This is a genomic window from Flavobacterium sp. N2820, assembly GCF_025947285.1.
In the GTDB taxonomy this organism is placed as follows: domain Bacteria; phylum Bacteroidota; class Bacteroidia; order Flavobacteriales; family Flavobacteriaceae; genus Flavobacterium.
This window is the reverse complement of the sequence record NZ_CP110008.1, coordinates 2,862,008-2,878,557: the sequence shown is the minus strand read 5'-3', so window position 1 is coordinate 2,878,557 and position 16,550 is coordinate 2,862,008. Positions and strand designations below refer to the sequence as shown.

16 protein-coding genes are annotated in these 16,550 nt (G+C 30.2%); 8 read left to right on the top strand and 8 right to left on the bottom strand.

The features are described 5' to 3' along the window. Positions 1 to 46 precede the first annotated feature (46 nt). The 8 genes from OLM52_RS13525 to xrtF form a co-directional block, all read right to left on the bottom strand. A complete protein-coding gene (locus tag OLM52_RS13525; protein ID WP_264549020.1) occupies positions 47 to 364 on the bottom strand; it encodes a hypothetical protein in 318 nt (105 codons plus the stop codon). A 172-nt stretch (positions 365 to 536) separates the two neighbouring features. Then, on the bottom strand, positions 537 to 881 hold the full coding sequence (locus OLM52_RS13520) for a heavy-metal-associated domain-containing protein (protein WP_264549019.1): 345 nt from the start codon (positions 879 to 881) through the stop codon (positions 537 to 539). Between the two features lie 36 nt (positions 882 to 917). Continuing rightward, on the bottom strand, positions 918 to 3,155 hold the full coding sequence (locus OLM52_RS13515; protein ID WP_264549018.1) for a TonB-dependent receptor: 2,238 nt from the start codon (positions 3,153 to 3,155) through the stop codon (positions 918 to 920). A 56-nt stretch (positions 3,156 to 3,211) separates the two neighbouring features. Further along, entirely contained in the window at positions 3,212 to 3,619 is a 408-nt protein-coding gene (locus OLM52_RS13510; protein ID WP_264549017.1) for an HYC_CC_PP family protein, read from the bottom strand. A gap of 45 nt (positions 3,620 to 3,664) precedes the next feature. Continuing rightward, a complete protein-coding gene (locus OLM52_RS13505; RefSeq protein WP_264549016.1) occupies positions 3,665 to 5,020 on the bottom strand; it encodes an MBL fold metallo-hydrolase in 1,356 nt (451 codons plus the stop codon). 12 nt (positions 5,021 to 5,032) lie between these two features. Continuing rightward, the gene (locus tag OLM52_RS13500; RefSeq protein WP_264549015.1) at positions 5,033 to 5,857 is read right to left on the bottom strand and encodes a restriction endonuclease; all 825 of its coding nucleotides are present in this window, start codon (positions 5,855 to 5,857) and stop codon (positions 5,033 to 5,035) included. Positions 5,858 to 5,890: 33 nt separating this feature from the next. Next, positions 5,891 to 6,334: an exosortase F system-associated membrane protein gene (locus tag OLM52_RS13495; RefSeq protein WP_264549014.1), complete on the bottom strand. Its 444-nt coding sequence runs from the start codon at positions 6,332 to 6,334 to the stop codon at positions 5,891 to 5,893. Then, the gene (gene xrtF, locus OLM52_RS13490; RefSeq protein ID WP_264549013.1) at positions 6,315 to 6,866 is read right to left on the bottom strand and encodes an exosortase family protein XrtF; all 552 of its coding nucleotides are present in this window, start codon (positions 6,864 to 6,866) and stop codon (positions 6,315 to 6,317) included. Before xrtF ends, OLM52_RS13495 begins: the two co-directional genes overlap by 20 nt. 72 nt (positions 6,867 to 6,938) lie before the next feature. Here xrtF and OLM52_RS13485 point away from each other — a divergent pair, with 72 nt between their 5' ends. From OLM52_RS13485 to OLM52_RS13450, 8 genes are all read left to right on the top strand, one after another. Further along, positions 6,939 to 7,397, top strand: coding sequence for a GAF domain-containing protein (locus tag OLM52_RS13485; RefSeq protein ID WP_264549012.1), 459 nt, complete (start codon positions 6,939 to 6,941; stop codon positions 7,395 to 7,397). Positions 7,398 to 7,487: 90 nt separating this feature from the next. Beyond that, positions 7,488 to 7,757 carry a 30S ribosomal protein S15 gene (gene rpsO / locus OLM52_RS13480; protein WP_008256427.1) on the top strand — a complete coding sequence of 90 codons (270 nt, stop codon included), beginning with the start codon at positions 7,488 to 7,490 and terminating at the stop codon, positions 7,755 to 7,757. 136 nt (positions 7,758 to 7,893) lie between these two features. Further along, positions 7,894 to 10,053: a polyribonucleotide nucleotidyltransferase gene (locus OLM52_RS13475; protein WP_264549011.1), complete on the top strand. Its 2,160-nt coding sequence runs from the start codon at positions 7,894 to 7,896 to the stop codon at positions 10,051 to 10,053. A 146-nt stretch (positions 10,054 to 10,199) separates the two neighbouring features. Next, the gene (locus OLM52_RS13470) at positions 10,200 to 10,910 is read left to right on the top strand and encodes a hypothetical protein (protein WP_264549010.1); all 711 of its coding nucleotides are present in this window, start codon (positions 10,200 to 10,202) and stop codon (positions 10,908 to 10,910) included. A 13-nt stretch (positions 10,911 to 10,923) separates the two neighbouring features. Further along, on the top strand, positions 10,924 to 12,075 hold the full coding sequence (locus OLM52_RS13465; RefSeq protein WP_264549009.1) for a carboxypeptidase-like regulatory domain-containing protein: 1,152 nt from the start codon (positions 10,924 to 10,926) through the stop codon (positions 12,073 to 12,075). Between the two features lie 74 nt (positions 12,076 to 12,149). Continuing rightward, positions 12,150 to 13,679, top strand: coding sequence for a TonB-dependent receptor plug domain-containing protein (locus tag OLM52_RS13460; RefSeq protein WP_264549008.1), 1,530 nt, complete (start codon positions 12,150 to 12,152; stop codon positions 13,677 to 13,679). Positions 13,680 to 13,681: 2 nt separating this feature from the next. Continuing rightward, complete coding sequence (locus OLM52_RS13455; RefSeq protein WP_264549007.1) at positions 13,682 to 14,869, top strand: DUF4249 domain-containing protein; 1,188 nt, start codon at positions 13,682 to 13,684, stop codon at positions 14,867 to 14,869. Further along, positions 14,866 to 16,533 carry a hypothetical protein gene (locus tag OLM52_RS13450; RefSeq protein ID WP_264549006.1) on the top strand — a complete coding sequence of 556 codons (1,668 nt, stop codon included), beginning with the start codon at positions 14,866 to 14,868 and terminating at the stop codon, positions 16,531 to 16,533. The genes OLM52_RS13455 and OLM52_RS13450 overlap by 4 nt, the downstream gene beginning before the upstream one ends. Positions 16,534 to 16,550: the final 17 nt, after the last annotated feature.

The window sequence follows — 16,550 nt, the reverse complement described above, 5'->3', positions numbered from 1 at the left end:
ATCATTGATTTCAAAGGGTTTGAAATCTTAAAAAATAATTATCGCACTAAGACAAATGGAATTTCCAATTACAATACAAATCGTAAAGTGGAATTATTTTTTTTGAGGAAAAATTAGAAAATTCTTGAAATTGAATTTTCTTTTCTTTAAGTGTTAAATTGAAATTAAAGGCGCCATTTTCAAATCCAAACCATTCAATATCAGTTTCAATTTCTGGTTCAGATTCAATTATAATAATCTCACCTTCTTCAAAACTTGAATTTGTAACCTTGGTTATTTCTTTGTTTTTATGCTCTTGTGAAAACTTCGAATACGAAAAATCTTGAATTGTATTTAAATTTTGACCAATGCCAAAAACCCACATTGATATTGCGAGTAATGGAAAAATAAAAAATAGTCGTTTACTATTGCTCAAAATTGGTTTCACTTTCTACCTAAAAGAAAGTACAAATGTATAGTATATTTTGATTCAGCAATTTAAATCACAAAAAAAATTAACAAAAAATCCGATTAGAAATTTCTAATCGGATTTTTTACTATTTCATTCGTTCATAATTACAACAACTATGTAACTTGTCGTAATCCTCGTCTTTTGCTTTTGCAAATTGTGTATCGTGACCTACAGCAGCAATTGCCTTTGCCACATCTTCGGCAGAACATTTTGTTTCATCAATAATCAAATGGATATCGCCATGATCAGCATGCCATTCAGCACTTTTTACTCCTTTTACAGAAAAAGCAGCTTTTTCAACACGCTTTTCGCACATTTCGCAATTCCCTGCTACTTTAAATTCTACTTTTTTGTTTTTGCTTTTCTTTTCCTGTGCTTGAACTGATATTCCAATTAATGAAACCAGCATAATTAAAATAAATTTTTTCATTTTATTGTTTTTTGTCTTAATACTCAAATCTTAATACTACTTAATTTTAAATCGTAATCCCGCATAATACATAGCGCCAAAAGTTGGTCCATAAATCATACTACTATCAAAATAAGTACCAAAAGGGTTCTCATTTTGAACAATTCCATTATTTTGTTTGAAATTACCAATGTTTTCACCTCCAACATATACTTCAAATGTACTTGAAAATGTTCTGGTAACTTGTGCATTTACCACTGCAAAAGCTGGTGCATAATCTCCTAATTGATATGCCACAGGATTTGAGGATGTATTAGGTAAACGTTGCTCACCTAACCAATTGTAGGTAGCATCAAACTTCCACTGTTGTCCTTTGTCTTTGATATGTGTTTCATAAGCTACATTTGCAAAAAAACGATGCTTTGCTTGCAATGCTCTTTGTAATTGACCGGTTTGAAACTGGGTTTGTACATCGTAATATTTATAAGATGTTTTAAAATTTAGGTGACGAATTAATTCGATATTAAATTCGGCTTGAAATGAATTGGCAAAACTTTTCCCTTCTAAATTGTAAAACAAAACTTGTTGTGGAGAAGCATCAACATCAACTACTGCTTGATTTTGAAAATCAGTGCGGTAATAATCTAAAATTACTTCAGCATCTTTTCCTGCTACTTTGAATTTTTGGATAAAACTCAAACCATAATTCCATGCAATTTCTGGATTTAAACCATATAGTTTTCCATCGTTATTTAAAATGGAGAAAATTCTATTTGAAGCAAACAATTGTTGGTTTTCGGCAAAAATATTCGCTGCACGTTTTCCTCTACCAGCTGAAGCTCTAACTACTGCTTCTTTCCAAGGATTGTAACGAATGTGTAATCTTGGTGTAACAAAAGTTCCTAAACGATTGTGATTATCAACTCGTGCTCCGGCAACTAAACTGAAATTATCGGTGTTGTCATAGGTGTATTCAAAAAAAGCACCTACCGAATTATCAATTCTTGAAAAATCTCGAGAAAAATCCACATCAACGAATTCATTATAATCATCGTAAGTGAAATTTATACCTGTTGTGAATTTATTTTTTGTATTTGATATAATCGAATTAAACAACAAATTCGAATAAAAACTTTTCTGATGAATATCATACTGATTTAAACCAAAATACGAATCTTGTTTGTGCGATTGAAACGAATTTTGAAATCCAAAACTTTGATAAGGCATTTCTGGAAAAACGTAACCTGTTTTGTTTGAAATTTCTATTTTTTCAGTATTAATTTCGCTTCCCCAAGCATTTGTTGTTAACTTATCAGTATCTGGATTGAAATCCATTTCTCCCGCTTGTTTTTCATCATTCATATAACGAACATTTAAAAAACTCACAATACCCTTTTCTGCATCGTTATATTGCCAACGATTTAAAATATTGACTTGTTTGCCAATTGGGCCATCTAAAAATCCATCATCGTTCATGTCATTTTTTCCTACACGCGTGTTGCCATGTAAAAATAAAGTCGAACTCAATTTATCAGAAAATTTGTTGTTGAAATGCGTATTAATTTCATAGCGTTCATCTTGTGAAGCATACGCATTTAAAAAAAACGGAATATCATTCACTGGTTTTAAAACCTCATAATTAATTTGACCCGAAATACTTTCATAACCATTAATTACGCTTCCTGCTCCTTTAGTAATTTGGATACTTTCTACCCAAGTTCCGGGCACAAAAGATAATCCGTAAGCTTGCGAAGCGCCACGAACCGAAGGAATATTTTCTTCAGCAATTAAAATATAAGGACTTGTTAAACCCAACATTTTAATTTGACGATTTCCTGTTACGGCATCCGAAAAATTCACATCGATAGATGGGTTCGTACTAAAACTTTCTGACAAATTACAACAAGCTGCTTTTAACAACTCTTTTTGTCCCATTATCTGGACATTCGTTACTTTATAAAGTGATTGTTCTGTGCTTTTTTTGGTTTTAGTAACCGTAACATCTTTTAATGTTGTAGTTTCCCTTAAAATGACAGCAATTGAATTTGTAGTGACTTCAATTTTTTGGGTTTCAAACCCAATGTAACTCACTACCAAAAAAGTTGTTTCTGTTGATTTTTTTAATGAAAATTTACCATTTTCATCAGTTATTGTTCCTAATGACGAGTTCAGCCAAAACACATTGGCTCCAAATAATGGTTGATTATTTTCGTCTGTAACTATTCCTTTTACAGTTTCTTGAGAATAAATTAAATTAGAAATAAAGAATAGCAAAAACGCTATATTTTTAAACATAATAAAGTTATTTATTGTTATTAATTCTTTGATTTACAGAATAAAAAACAATAAAATTATGCGTAAAAAACCAATTGACAGTAGAGTTTGTAGAGTGGTGGCGCATGAGAATCGCAGTAAAAATCCACTTCGTTAGAAGGTATTTCAACTGATTCAAATGCGATAAAATTTGGTTTCCAATAGGCGCTAAAAACAGCTGGTTCAAGATCTAACTGAAAGGTTTTAACCAATATATCATCGGTCTTTTTTTCAACTTTGATTAGTTTGTTTGAACAACAAGAACTATGAGAATCTTCTTTTGCACAACAAGATTTCACATCTTCAACACAAGGCTCGTCTTCTTGATATTGAAAAGAAACCGATGCAATTTCATCTTTACAATAATGCACAGCAAAACTCAATCCTAAATTGGCAAGCAAAATAAGAGACGCTAATACAATACTTATGTGTTTTCTGAAATTCATCGATACAAAAGTAGGAATTAGAAAATAAATATCCGTTAAAATTTACTAAATTTCAATGACTTGCCCTAAAAATGGGACTTGAGTCTCAAAACCATATTGTTCTTTAACTTTTAATCGAAGTTCATCTGCTGCTTCATTTTCACCATGAACTAGAAATACTTTTTTAGGTTTTGTTTTCAATTCGGATAACCAATTGAGTAAATCTTTTTGGTCGCCATGTGCGGATAAACTTTCAATCAATAAAATATTCGCTTGAACAGGATAATATTTTCCATAAATCTTAATTTCTTGAGCGCCTTCTAATAATTTTCTGCCACGTGTTCCTTCTGCTTGATAACCTACCAATGTTAGAGTTGTTTCGGGTTGATCAATTAATCGCTCTAAATACGATAAAACTCTTCCGCCAGTAATCATCCCGCTAGCCGCAATGACTACTTTTGGTTGTTTGTCATTAACGGCATTCATACTGTCTTTGTAATCAGAGATTAGCGTAAACACTTTGCACATTTCATCACAATCTTCGAAAGAGAGTTTATGCCAAGTGCGATTGTTTTTAAAAACATCTAAAACGCTAATTCCCATTGGCGTATCAATTATATAAGGCATATTAGGAATGCGTTCTTCTTTTTTTAGTTGCCAAATCAAATACATCATAGTTTGCACTCTTTCTACAGCAAAACTAGGAATTACAACGGTTCCGCCTTTATTAAAAGTGTTATTGATGATGATTTCTAACTCTAATAAAGCATTGGTAGGTGGATGAAGTCGATTTCCGTAGGTACTTTCTAAAAAAATATAATCCGCTTTTTGAGGTTTTTGAGGTGGAAACATCAACACATCATCATCTTGACCAATATCTCCCGAAAAAACCAAAACTTTCCCATCGATAGTTAATTCAATTGAACAAGCACCTAAAATATGACTCGCATAGAAGAATTTGAATGAAACATCATCATCTAATGTTACCTCTATATCTTTATCAACTACTCTAAACTTTGGAATTACAGCATCTACATCAGATTCTGTGTATAAAGGTTCAGCTGGATCGTGTTTTGAAAAATGTTCTTCATTGGCCTTTTTAGCTTCTTCCTCCTGAATTTTCGCACTATCATACAAAATTAATCTTGAAATTTCTTTGGTTGGTCGCGTGCAGAAAATTTTTCCTTCAAAACCTTCATTTACCAATTTTGGCAACCAACCACAATGATCTAAATGTCCGTGAGTAAGCAATACAAAATCAATTGTTTCAGGCAAAATAGAAAGCGGTTCCCGGTTTAATTCGCGCAATGCTTTTATACCTTGAAACATACCACAATCAACCAAAATTCGAAGATTATTATGCTCTATTAAAGTTTTAGAACCCGTTACAGTTCCAGCTCCACCCAAAAAATGAATTTTCATGATTTTTTACTTTTAACTTAACAATTGATTCGCTTCTTTTAAAACGTTTTTTATCCGATTATGACTTAGTTCAATTTTATTTAAAATCGACGAATTGGCAACTAAATCTTTTACGGTTATACAATCCAAAATCAATAATTTGTCTTTTTCAATTTGAGTCAATGTAGTTAAACAAGTAATTGGATAAACCGAATATAAATCGATAATATCTTTAATTCCTTTTTTAAGAGGATAATCCCAACTCCACATTTTCAACCCCGAACATTCTCCAAACTGAATTGCATCAGTTGTAAAACGATTATTTGTAACAATTATACAATCTGAAATAGTTTCATTTGGCATAAACAAATGGTGCTTTCTGTCTTTTACATCGTTAAATCTTGACAAAATATACATTGGAACTTTTACATCTGTTTTTGCATCTTGACCCGAATGAAATTTACATTCAATCATAGCAATAGTGTGTTCCTTTTTGAGCACAACATCAATCTCGTGTGAAATACATTTCCCAGTTAAAGAAATATTCGTTTTGGTTTGAAATTTTTGTTCTTGAAATAGTTTGGCGATAAATTTTTCAAAGAAAAAACCTGCTGGTCCAAGTCCCATAAGTGCAGTTCTAAGATTGTAACGAGCTGCGTGAGCATTAGATATATTTTTCAGTAATTGAAACGCTAATTTGTATATTTTTTTTGAAGCAATTCCTTCATACAATTCGCTTTCTATTTTTTTTACAATAGTTTCAGCCACAGCTTTATCTGCTCCAGATTTTCGGAGTGAATTAATCAACTTTTGTTCATCGTAATGAACCAATTCACCAGAATATTTTGTGACTTTCATAATCAAAAAATGATTACATAAAGATACAAAAAATTAACGAACCATTTGCTGATAATAAAATGCTGGAATAAAAAGAACTAAAAACAAAGGTTGGATTAAAAATCGTCTCAGATAAAACAATACTAAATAATCAGGTTGTTCAAAAAAATACAAGGTTCCAAAAAACAAAATCATCAATGCAAAAAATAAAAGGATAAATAACATTGTTGAAAATTTGAGTAGCTGGCTTTTTTTAAATAATAAATAGATAATTCCTAGTGAAAAAAACATATTTAATACATACCGAAATAAAAGGCCAACAGCTAATTTAGATTTATCAAAAGCAGGCAATGGTTTGTTTTGATAATCATATTTGAAAAATTGCAAAAAAGGATCATAAAAAAGTTGGTCTTCAAATGCTCGAACCAATACCAATCCTAAAGCAAATAAAATTAAAAGAAGAATACTCACCTTATTGTTAAGAACTTTTTTTAGCATAGCCTGAAAATTTAGTTACCCATAAAATCCATAACAAAAATACCACTCCATAAATAAATAAGGGAAAAATAGTACCGTGCAAAATTTCTTCATATTCTGGATAAGAATACAGTGCAAAAGACAATAATGTGATTCTAATAATATTTAAAACATGAATTAGAATAATTCCTAAAACAATATACAATCCTGTTTTTTTCCATTGGGTAGAAAAAGCAAAAATAAAGGCTGCAAACAAAATCATGACACTAATGGCATTACAACCCTCAATGATGCGAGCAACATATAAATTATTGTAAAAAATTTTTATAGAAGGCTCCGAATTATGAGGTGAAATACTTGTGTTTTCAACAAAAAAACCTAATAATTTTCCCGTTTGATTTGCTACAACTTTTGTAAAAAAATCCACTTCGTTTTTTGCAATATCATACTGATCTAAATACATTTTGTATCCAAAAGTAAAAACCACATAAAACAGTAAAAACTTTGATAAAAAAGTAAAGAAAGGTTTGTATTGCAAAAAAATGTTTTTCAAAATGTGTATTTTTAACAAAAATATAGATTTTTTTATACGAAGGAATAAATACTTTTGTAAAAAAATAAAAAAATGTCTTTTGAAAATTTAAAACCATTAGTTACTGCAATAGTTGCCAAAGAAAATACCTCTAGAGATGAAAAACTTCTAGCCATTTGCCAATTATTAGCAGATGCTGTAGAATATTACAATTGGGTGGGTTATTATTTTGCCAATCACGAGGCGAAAACGTTACATTTAGGACCTTATGTTGGTGCAGAAACCGACCACACTATAATTCCTTTTGGAAAAGGAATTTGTGGGCAAGTCGCTGTATCAAATAGCAATTTTGTAGTTCCTGATGTTGCAGCACAAGATAACTATATCGCTTGTAGTTTTACGGTAAAATCTGAAATTGTGGTTCCTTTATTTGTAAATGGAATAAACATAGGACAAATCGATATTGATTCGCATGTATTAGATCCATTTACTGAAGCAGATGAGCGTTTTCTAGAATTTGTAAATCAAGAAGTTGGAAGATTATTCTTGTAATTACTTGTGATTTAAAAAAATAAAACTACCTTTGCATCCGAATTGCAACTATACAATTCATACATAAAAATCATTTAAAACAATATTGGCATGTACTTGACAAAAGAAACAAAAGCTGAAATTTTCGCAAAACACGGAGGTAAAGCTGAAAACACTGGATCTGCTGAAGGGCAAATCGCATTATTTACATTTAGAATTTCGCACTTAACTGAGCATTTGAAAAAAAATCGTCATGATTTTAACACAGAGCGTTCGTTAGTACTTTTAGTAGGAAAAAGAAGAAGTCTTCTTGACTATTTAAAGAAAAAAGATATCAACAGATATCGTGAGATTATTAAAGAATTAGGAATTAGAAAATAATCAACTAAAGGGGCTTTGTGCCCCTTTTTGTTTTTTTATATTGACAGAAAAAGTTTGGTTTTTCATTGGGTTACAAACAACTACACACAACAACAACACAACTAAAACCCATGTTTAATCAATTAGAGAATTAATTATGATTCCACAATTATTTGTAGAAAGCATCGATTTAGGTGATGGCAGAAGCATCACAATCGAGACAGGACGTTTAGCTAAACAAGCAGACGGTTCTGTAGTAGTAAGAATTGGAAAAACTGTTATTTTAGGTACAGTTGTTTCCGCAAGAAAAGCAAGTCCAGGTATCGATTTTTTACCGTTAACGGTAGATTATCGTGAAAAATTTGCTGCAGCTGGTCGTTTTCCAGGTGGTTTCTTTAAAAGAGAAGCACGTCCAAGCGATAGCGAAGTATTAACCATGAGATTAGTTGACCGTGTTTTACGTCCACTTTTCCCAAGTGATTACCACGCAGAAGTTCAAGTTATGATTCAGTTAATGTCACATGATGAGGACGTTATGCCAGATGCATTAGCAGGTTTAGCAGCTTCGGCAGCGCTTGCTTTGTCTGACATTCCATTTGAAACTTTAATTTCAGAAGCAAGAGTTGGAAGAATTGATGGCAAATTCATCATTAATCCTTCGCGTGCACAATTAGAATTATCTGATATAGATATGATGATTGGAGCTTCAAGAGATTCTATTGCAATGGTAGAAGGCGAAATGAAAGAAATTTCAGAAAAAGAAATGGTAGAAGCAATTAAATTTGCTCATGAACATATTAAAGTACAAATCGACGCTCAAGAAAGATTGGCAGCTGCATTTGGAAAAAAAGAAGTTCGTACTTACGAAACTGAAAAATCAGATGATGCTATTTACGCTAAAGTAAGAGAAGCAGCTTATGATAAAATATACGCAATTGCAAGCAAAGGTTCGGCTAAACACGAACGTTCGGCTGCATTTGATGCTGTAAAAGAAGAAGTAAAAGCATTATTTACTGAGGAAGAATTAACTGAAAACGGAGATTTAGTATCTAAATACTTCTATAAAGTTAATAAAGAAGCCGTTCGTAATGTAACCTTAGATTTAGGAACGCGTTTAGACGGAAGAAAAACTACTGAAATCAGACCAATTTGGTGTGAAGTAGATTATTTACCATCAGTTCACGGTTCTGCATTATTTACACGTGGAGAAACTCAGGCTTTGGCAACTGCAACTTTAGGAACATCTAGAGAAGCTAACCAAATTGATTCACCATCAGAACAAGGAGAAGAAAAATTCTATTTACATTATAATTTTCCACCATTTTCAACAGGAGAAGCTCGTCCGTTAAGAGGAACTTCAAGAAGAGAAGTTGGTCACGGAAACTTGGCGCAACGTGCCTTAAAAAACATGATTCCTGCTGAAAATCCGTATACTATCAGAATTGTTTCTGAAGTATTAGAATCTAACGGTTCGTCTTCAATGGCAACTGTTTGTGCTGGAACATTAGCTTTAATGGATGCTGGAGTTCAAATGATTCGTCCAGTTTCTGGAATTGCAATGGGACTAATTACTGATGGAGAACGTTTTGCGGTTTTATCTGATATTTTAGGTGATGAAGATCATTTAGGAGATATGGACTTCAAAGTAACTGGAACTTCAGAAGGAATTACAGCTTGTCAAATGGACATTAAAATTGACGGATTGAAATATGAAATCATGGAGCAAGCATTAGCTCAAGCTCGTGATGGACGTTTACATATCTTAGGAAAATTAACTGAAACATTAGCAAAACCAAATGCAGATGTGAAAGTTCATGCTCCAAAAATCATCATGAGAACTATTCCTGGCGCTTTCATTGGAGCCTTAATTGGTCCTGGTGGAAAAGTAATTCAAGAGTTACAAAAAGCTACGGGTACTACCATTGTAATTAATGAAGTAGATGAGCAAGGTGTAGTTGAAATTTTAGGAACTGATCCAGACGGAATTGCAACAGTATTGGCAAAAATTGATTCTATCATCTTTAAACCAGTAATGGGAGAAGCTTATGAAGTAAAAGTAATTAAAATGCTAGATTTTGGAGCAGTTGTAGAATATACACAAGCACCAGGAAATGAGGTTTTATTACACGTATCTGAATTAGCTTGGGAAAGAACAGAAAATGTTACAGATGTCGTAAATATGGGAGATGTATTTATGGTAAAATATTTAGGAGTGGATCCTAAAACTAGAAAAGAAAAGGTTTCTAGAAAAGCACTTTTACCAAGACCTCCAAGAGAAGAAAGACCAATTGAAAAAAAGGATACACCTCAAGGATAATACTTTTAATTAGTAGTTTATAAAAAACCCCAATTCATTAATTTGAATTGGGGTTTTTAGTTATAAAACACCCACAAAACTTTCGTAAGAATAATTTTAACTTTTTACTTCACAAAAAAGAGTTAACTTGCTTAAAATTTGAAAAAATGAAAAATAAGGCTTTCAAAAAAATAATTTTTACAAGTTACTTACTCTTTAGTTTAATTTCTTACGCTCAAAATAGTGTAGAAAGCTATTTTGATAATGAATTAAAAAAAGAAAATCTCGTAATTAGTAATGGTAAATTATTTACTAATAGTTTTAAAACACTTGAAACTGACCAATTTTACACCACTAAATATTCTATTGAGACACTTCAATATAAAAATCAAACCTATGCTGATGTATCACTAAAATATGATATCCATAGAGACATTCTGATTTTTAGACCTTTTGGGGAATCTGAAAATTTTGGTATAGAATTAATTTCTGAGCACGTAAATTCATTTACTTTAAAAAACAAAACATTTGTAAATTTAAGTCTCGCAACCAACGACAGCATTGATTTTGTAAAAGGATATTTTGAAGAAAATTTTAAAAGTGAAAAAATAAACTTTTACATTAAACATAAAAAAGATACTAAAGAATTTATAAACAATCAAAGAATTTATAACCGTTTTCAAAACTACAACAGATACATTCTTTCATTAAATAATGTTTTTTACGAAATAAAAAACACCAAAGATTTAATAAAAATATTTCCATCCTTAAAAAAAGACTTAAAACAATTTAGCAATGAAAACACTTCATTATTAAAAACAGATAAAGATGCTTTTTTTGAAAAAATGATAAAAAAAATAAGCACTTTAATACAATAAATCAATCTTTAATATGAAATTAAAATTTATCCTATTATTGCTTTTTTGTTCTTGCACTGTTTTTTCACAAGAAGAAAAAATTAAAATAGAATTTAATAATTTAACAATCGAGGAATGTCTTCGAGAAATTGAAAGTAAAACAAATTATCAATTTTATTTTAAAAACGAGTGGCTAAACTCAAACAATAAAGTAAATTTTACTTTAGAATCTGCTACTTTAGAGGAAGTTTTAAGTGAACTTTTTAAGGAAACAGATATCAATTATTTGATAAGTAACAACAAAGTAGTTCTTTCAAAAAATAATATAATTCACAGTAAAGTATCTTCTTTATTTCTCAATAAATCAGATGATATTGATAAAATTAATGAAGAGATAACACCTGAATTATTATCTAATGAAAGTACTGCCACTGCTAACAGCGAAGAAAATAAATCTCTAAAAATAATTGGAAAAGAATCCAAAGAAAAAAGAGGAACTCTGTATGAGATTAGCGGCGTTGTTACCAATAAAAACAATGGAGAACCAGTTGCGAGTGCAGTTGTTAGAATTCTAGAAAAAAACATAGTTATCACAACAGATAACAATGGTTTTTATAAACTAAAATTACCTTACGGAAAATATTCAATTGAGATTATTTCTATGGGTTTCAAAAAAACCATTCACAATATAATGGTTTACAATAGTGGTATTGTGAATTTTGACATCAAAGAATCAATAACTGAATTGAATGAAGTAATTGTAGAAGCAAAAAGTGATAACAACATAAAAAACACAACTACTGGCGTAACTTCATTTAATATGGAAGAAGTTAAAAATGTCCCAATGGTTTTAGGTGAAAGAGACATTCTAAAAGTTGCGACTACAATGCCTGGAATAAAAACAACTGGCGAAGGATCTTCTGGAGTTAATGTAAGAGGTGGAAAAGAAGATCAAAACTTGTTTTTATTGGATAATGCAACCATCTATAATCCTACACACTTTTTTGGGTTTTTCTCATCGATTAACCCTTATTTAATTAATAATGCCGAAATATATAAAGCTAGTATTCCAGCAGAATTTGGAGGAAGAATTGCTTCAGTTTTTGATATTCAAACAAAAAAGGAGATACTCAAAAAGTATCTGGAGAAGGCGGAATTGGCCCTGTTACAAGTAATATTACATTAAACGTTCCCATTATTAAAAACAAATCTAGCCTTTTAGTTGGAGGTAGAGCAACTTACTCTGATTGGATCTTAAAAATGATTGATAATGAAGAAATTAAAAATAGTAATGCCTCATTTTATGATTTATTTCTAAAATACAACCACAAAATAACTGACAAAACAACCCTTGAAGCACTAACATATTACAGTAGTGACAAATTTAATCTTAGTATTGATTCATCATACAACTACAGCAACAGAGTACTTGGTTTAAAAGTCAAACATTATTTCAGTGAGAAAAGCAATGCAGAAGCTGGAGTTACCAATTCTGAATATAAATTTAATATTGGCTATGATGGCAATAATTTAAACTCGTTTGATTTTGATTACAAAGTCAATGAAACTAAATTATTTTACAAAGGAATTTACAATTTGAATAAAAAACACAAAATCACTTATGGCCTTAATTCAACTTTGTACAATATCAATCCTGGAACATTTCAACCAAAGGATGAAAACTCAATTTTAACCTACAAATCCATTAATAAAGAGAAAGGATTAGAAAGTGCGTTATTTTTATCGGATAATTTTACGTTAAATGATAAACTATCATTAACCGCTGGACTTCGTTTTTCAAATTTTCTTGCGCTTGGGGAAGGTTCTCAAAGGCAATATGAACAAGGTATGCCCATTAATAATGAAAATGTGATTAATGAAATTAGCTATAAAAACAATGAAATCATAAAATCCTATAACGGGTTAGAATATCGTTTGGCTTTTAGATATTTATTAAATGAAACCATATCTTTAAAAACGAGTTATGATACTAATTATCAATATTTGCATAAACTTTCAACTAACACAACACAATCTCCTACCGATACATGGAAACTTTCTGATTTAAATATAAAACCTACATTTGGACAACAAGTTACTTTAGGTATTTATAAAAACTTCAAAGGCACTCCTTATGAATTAAGTTTAGAAACGTATTACAAAAAATCTTCTAACTTTTTAGATTATAAAACGGGTGCAGAATTAATACTTAATGATTACATTGAAACGGAAGTAATTCAAGGAGAAGGAAAAGCATATGGAATTGAATTTTTACTAAAGAAAACCAGTGGTAGATTAAATGGATGGTTAGGCTATACGTATTCAAGAACTTTAGTGAAATTAAAAAGTGATTTTCCTGAAGAAATAGTAAATAATGGAAAATATTTTCCCGCTAACTTCGACAAACCTCATGACATGAGTTTGATTTTAAATTATAAATTCACTAAAAGATATAGTATTTCTACAAATTTTATATATCAAACGGGCCGACCAATAACATACCCAATTGGAACTTATGAATATGGTGGCGCTCAATACACCTTGTATAGCGACAGAAACCAATTTAGAATTCCTGATTATTATCGATTAGACGTTGGATTTAATATTGAAGGAAATCATAAAATCAAAAAATTAGCGCATAGTTTTTGGAATATTTCAATTTATAACTTGTTAGGACGAAACAATCCTTATTCAATCTACTTTGTAACTGAAAACGGCAAAATAAAGGGATACAAAACTTCTATTTTTTCAATTCCAGTTCCAACAATAACCTATAACTTTAAATTTTAGTTATGAAAAAAAATAGTAATATTATATCAATTTTACAATTGCTTTTGATATTTTCAATAGTTAGTTGTACTGAGCCATATGCGCTTCAGTCAAGCACATATGAAAGCGCTTTAGTAGTTGAAGCTGTTCTTACCAATGAAGCAAAACAACATGAAGTAAAACTTACAAGAACATTTAGACTTGATGAAAATGAAAATGAAAACGAAACAGGTGCCATTGTAAAAATTTATGGTGACGATGGTTCTGTTTATGACTTTGTAGAATCTAATGGAACATACAAATCAACTATTACATTTCAAGCAATTCCCGATGTAAATTATCGATTAGACATTGAAACATCTAATGGAAATAATTATGTTTCTAATCTTGAAACATTAACTACAGCAACACCTCTTGATAGCATTACTGCTACTCCAGTTATAAGCAACGGTGTTAGTGGAGTCGAAATCGCTGCATTTAGTTTTGACCCTTTAAATACCTCAAAATATTATCGTTATACGTATGAAGAAACGTATAAGGTAATAGTTCCAAGATGGTCTCCAAATAAACTAACATTTGAAGAAGACAATTCAATTGAAATTTCTCTCAGAGATGACCCTGAAACAAGAACTTGTTACAGTACCAATATATCAAATGATATTATAATCACATCAACTAATGAATTATTAGAAGATAGAATTACGAATTTTCCAATACGATTTATACCACAAGACGACTACAGTATTGCTAATCGATACAGCATTCTTGTTACACAATATGTTGAAAGTTTTGATTCCTATAATTTTTATAGAATTTTGAAAAGTTTTTCAAATTCAGGAAACGTATTGTCTCAAATTCAACCTGGTTTTATCTATGGAAACATTCAATGTACAAATAATCCAAATGAAAAAGTAATTGGAATTTTCAATGTTGCTTCTGTTTCATCAAAAAGAATATTTTTTAATTATGATGACATTTTTCCAGGACAATTATTTCCAGATTATATAGATGTTTGTGACATAAAAGAGTTTGATAGTTCGTGTTTTGGTCCAAGCTGTGTCGCAAATGGTTTTTTTGCTTTAAAATCAGGATATCTAACAGGTAAATTAGTGTACTATCAAAACGAAGGTGTTATTTTCAAAATGGTAAAGCCAGTATGTGGAGATTGCACAAGTTTTTCATCTAACGTAATACCAACCTTTTGGGAATGAAAAAAATCATTTATTTAACGCTAGCAATTATTACTTTTAATACAATTGCATTATCTCAGGAAAATAATTTACCTGCAGAATCGATATACATTCATACTAATTCAACTACTTTTATAACTGGTGAATCACTATTATACAAAGTTTATTGTTTTGAAAACTCAAATAACATTTTAAGCTCAATTAGTAAAATTGCATACATTGAACTTTTTAATAGCAAAGGTGAAAGCCTTTCTCGAAATAAAATTGAATTAAACAGTGGAGTTGGAAACAATGAAATTTTTATTTCAACAAACTTTGAAACTGGAAAATACAAACTTGTTGGCTATACAAGTTGGATGCAAAATAATTCCAACAATAAGTACTTTGAAACCGAAATTACTATCATAAATCCATTTAAACCATTTCAAAATAAAGTAGAAAAAAAGACGCCTAAGCGTTTTGAAAAAATTGAAACTTCTAATGCTAACAATGAAATATCTTTAGTATTAAACAAAAAAATATTTTCGCCACGAAAAAAAATAATTATAGATATAGAAAAAAAGGAGTTAAAAAATGAATTAGGAAATTTTTCATTATCTGTTAGAAAATTAGATAGTCTGCAATTCAACAGCTCTACTACATCTAATGCAAATATATTGAATCAAAATGTTCAACAAGCTTCATTTTTACCAGAAGTAAGAGGCGAATTATTATCAGGCAGAATAAGTACAGAAAATCCAAACAAAAGTCTTATTAATAATAATGTTGCCCTATCCTTTACTGGAGAAAAATTTGATTTAAAAATATTTAAAACCAATGCCAATGGCGAATTCCATTTTGTGTTAGATAAAAATATTTTAAACACTAATGCCCATTTGCAGGTTCTTGATGATGAAACTAATGATTATAAAATCATCCTAAATAATCCTACTTCAATCTTGATAGAGAAAAATGAAACGGAAGAAATTTATATCAACCCAAATTTTGTAAATCAAATTGAAGAGCGACTTATTTCTTGCCAAATTTTGAACACTTATGCGGAACAAGATACGATTTCAACTAATCAACAATTTGTTCCTTTTTATCATCCAAATCAAACGGATTATATATTAGACGATTATAAACGATTTCCAACTTTAAAAGAAACTGTTATTGAAATTATTCCATCCGTTTATTTTAAGAAAAATAACGATCAATACAGCTTACACATTAGAGATTATGTAACAAGTGGCGATTCTTATGGAAAAGCATTGGTTTTAATAGATGGATTAATGATTCAAAATGTAAACGAATTATTTAATTATAACACAAAAAACATATACAAAATAAGTGTTGTAAATAAAGCATATGTGTATGGTTCAAAAATATTTAGTGGATTAATTTCAATTATTACTTTTGATAAAAATTACACCTCAATCCCAAAAGAAATAATACCTTTTTCTATTGAAAGATATCGTTCTTCTGCAAAATATATTACTCCTAACTATGAAAATCCAGACGATTTTAAAAGAATTCCAGACTTTAGATACCAATTATTATGGAATCCAGCTATTAAAATGGACCAAGAAAAATCTTCTGTAGAATTTTATACTTCAGACATAAAAGGTAATTTTGAAATAATACTAGAAGGCTTCACTAATAACGGAAAACATATTGTTGTTAAAGAATATTTTTCTGTCCAATAAAAAAATCCCAATTCATT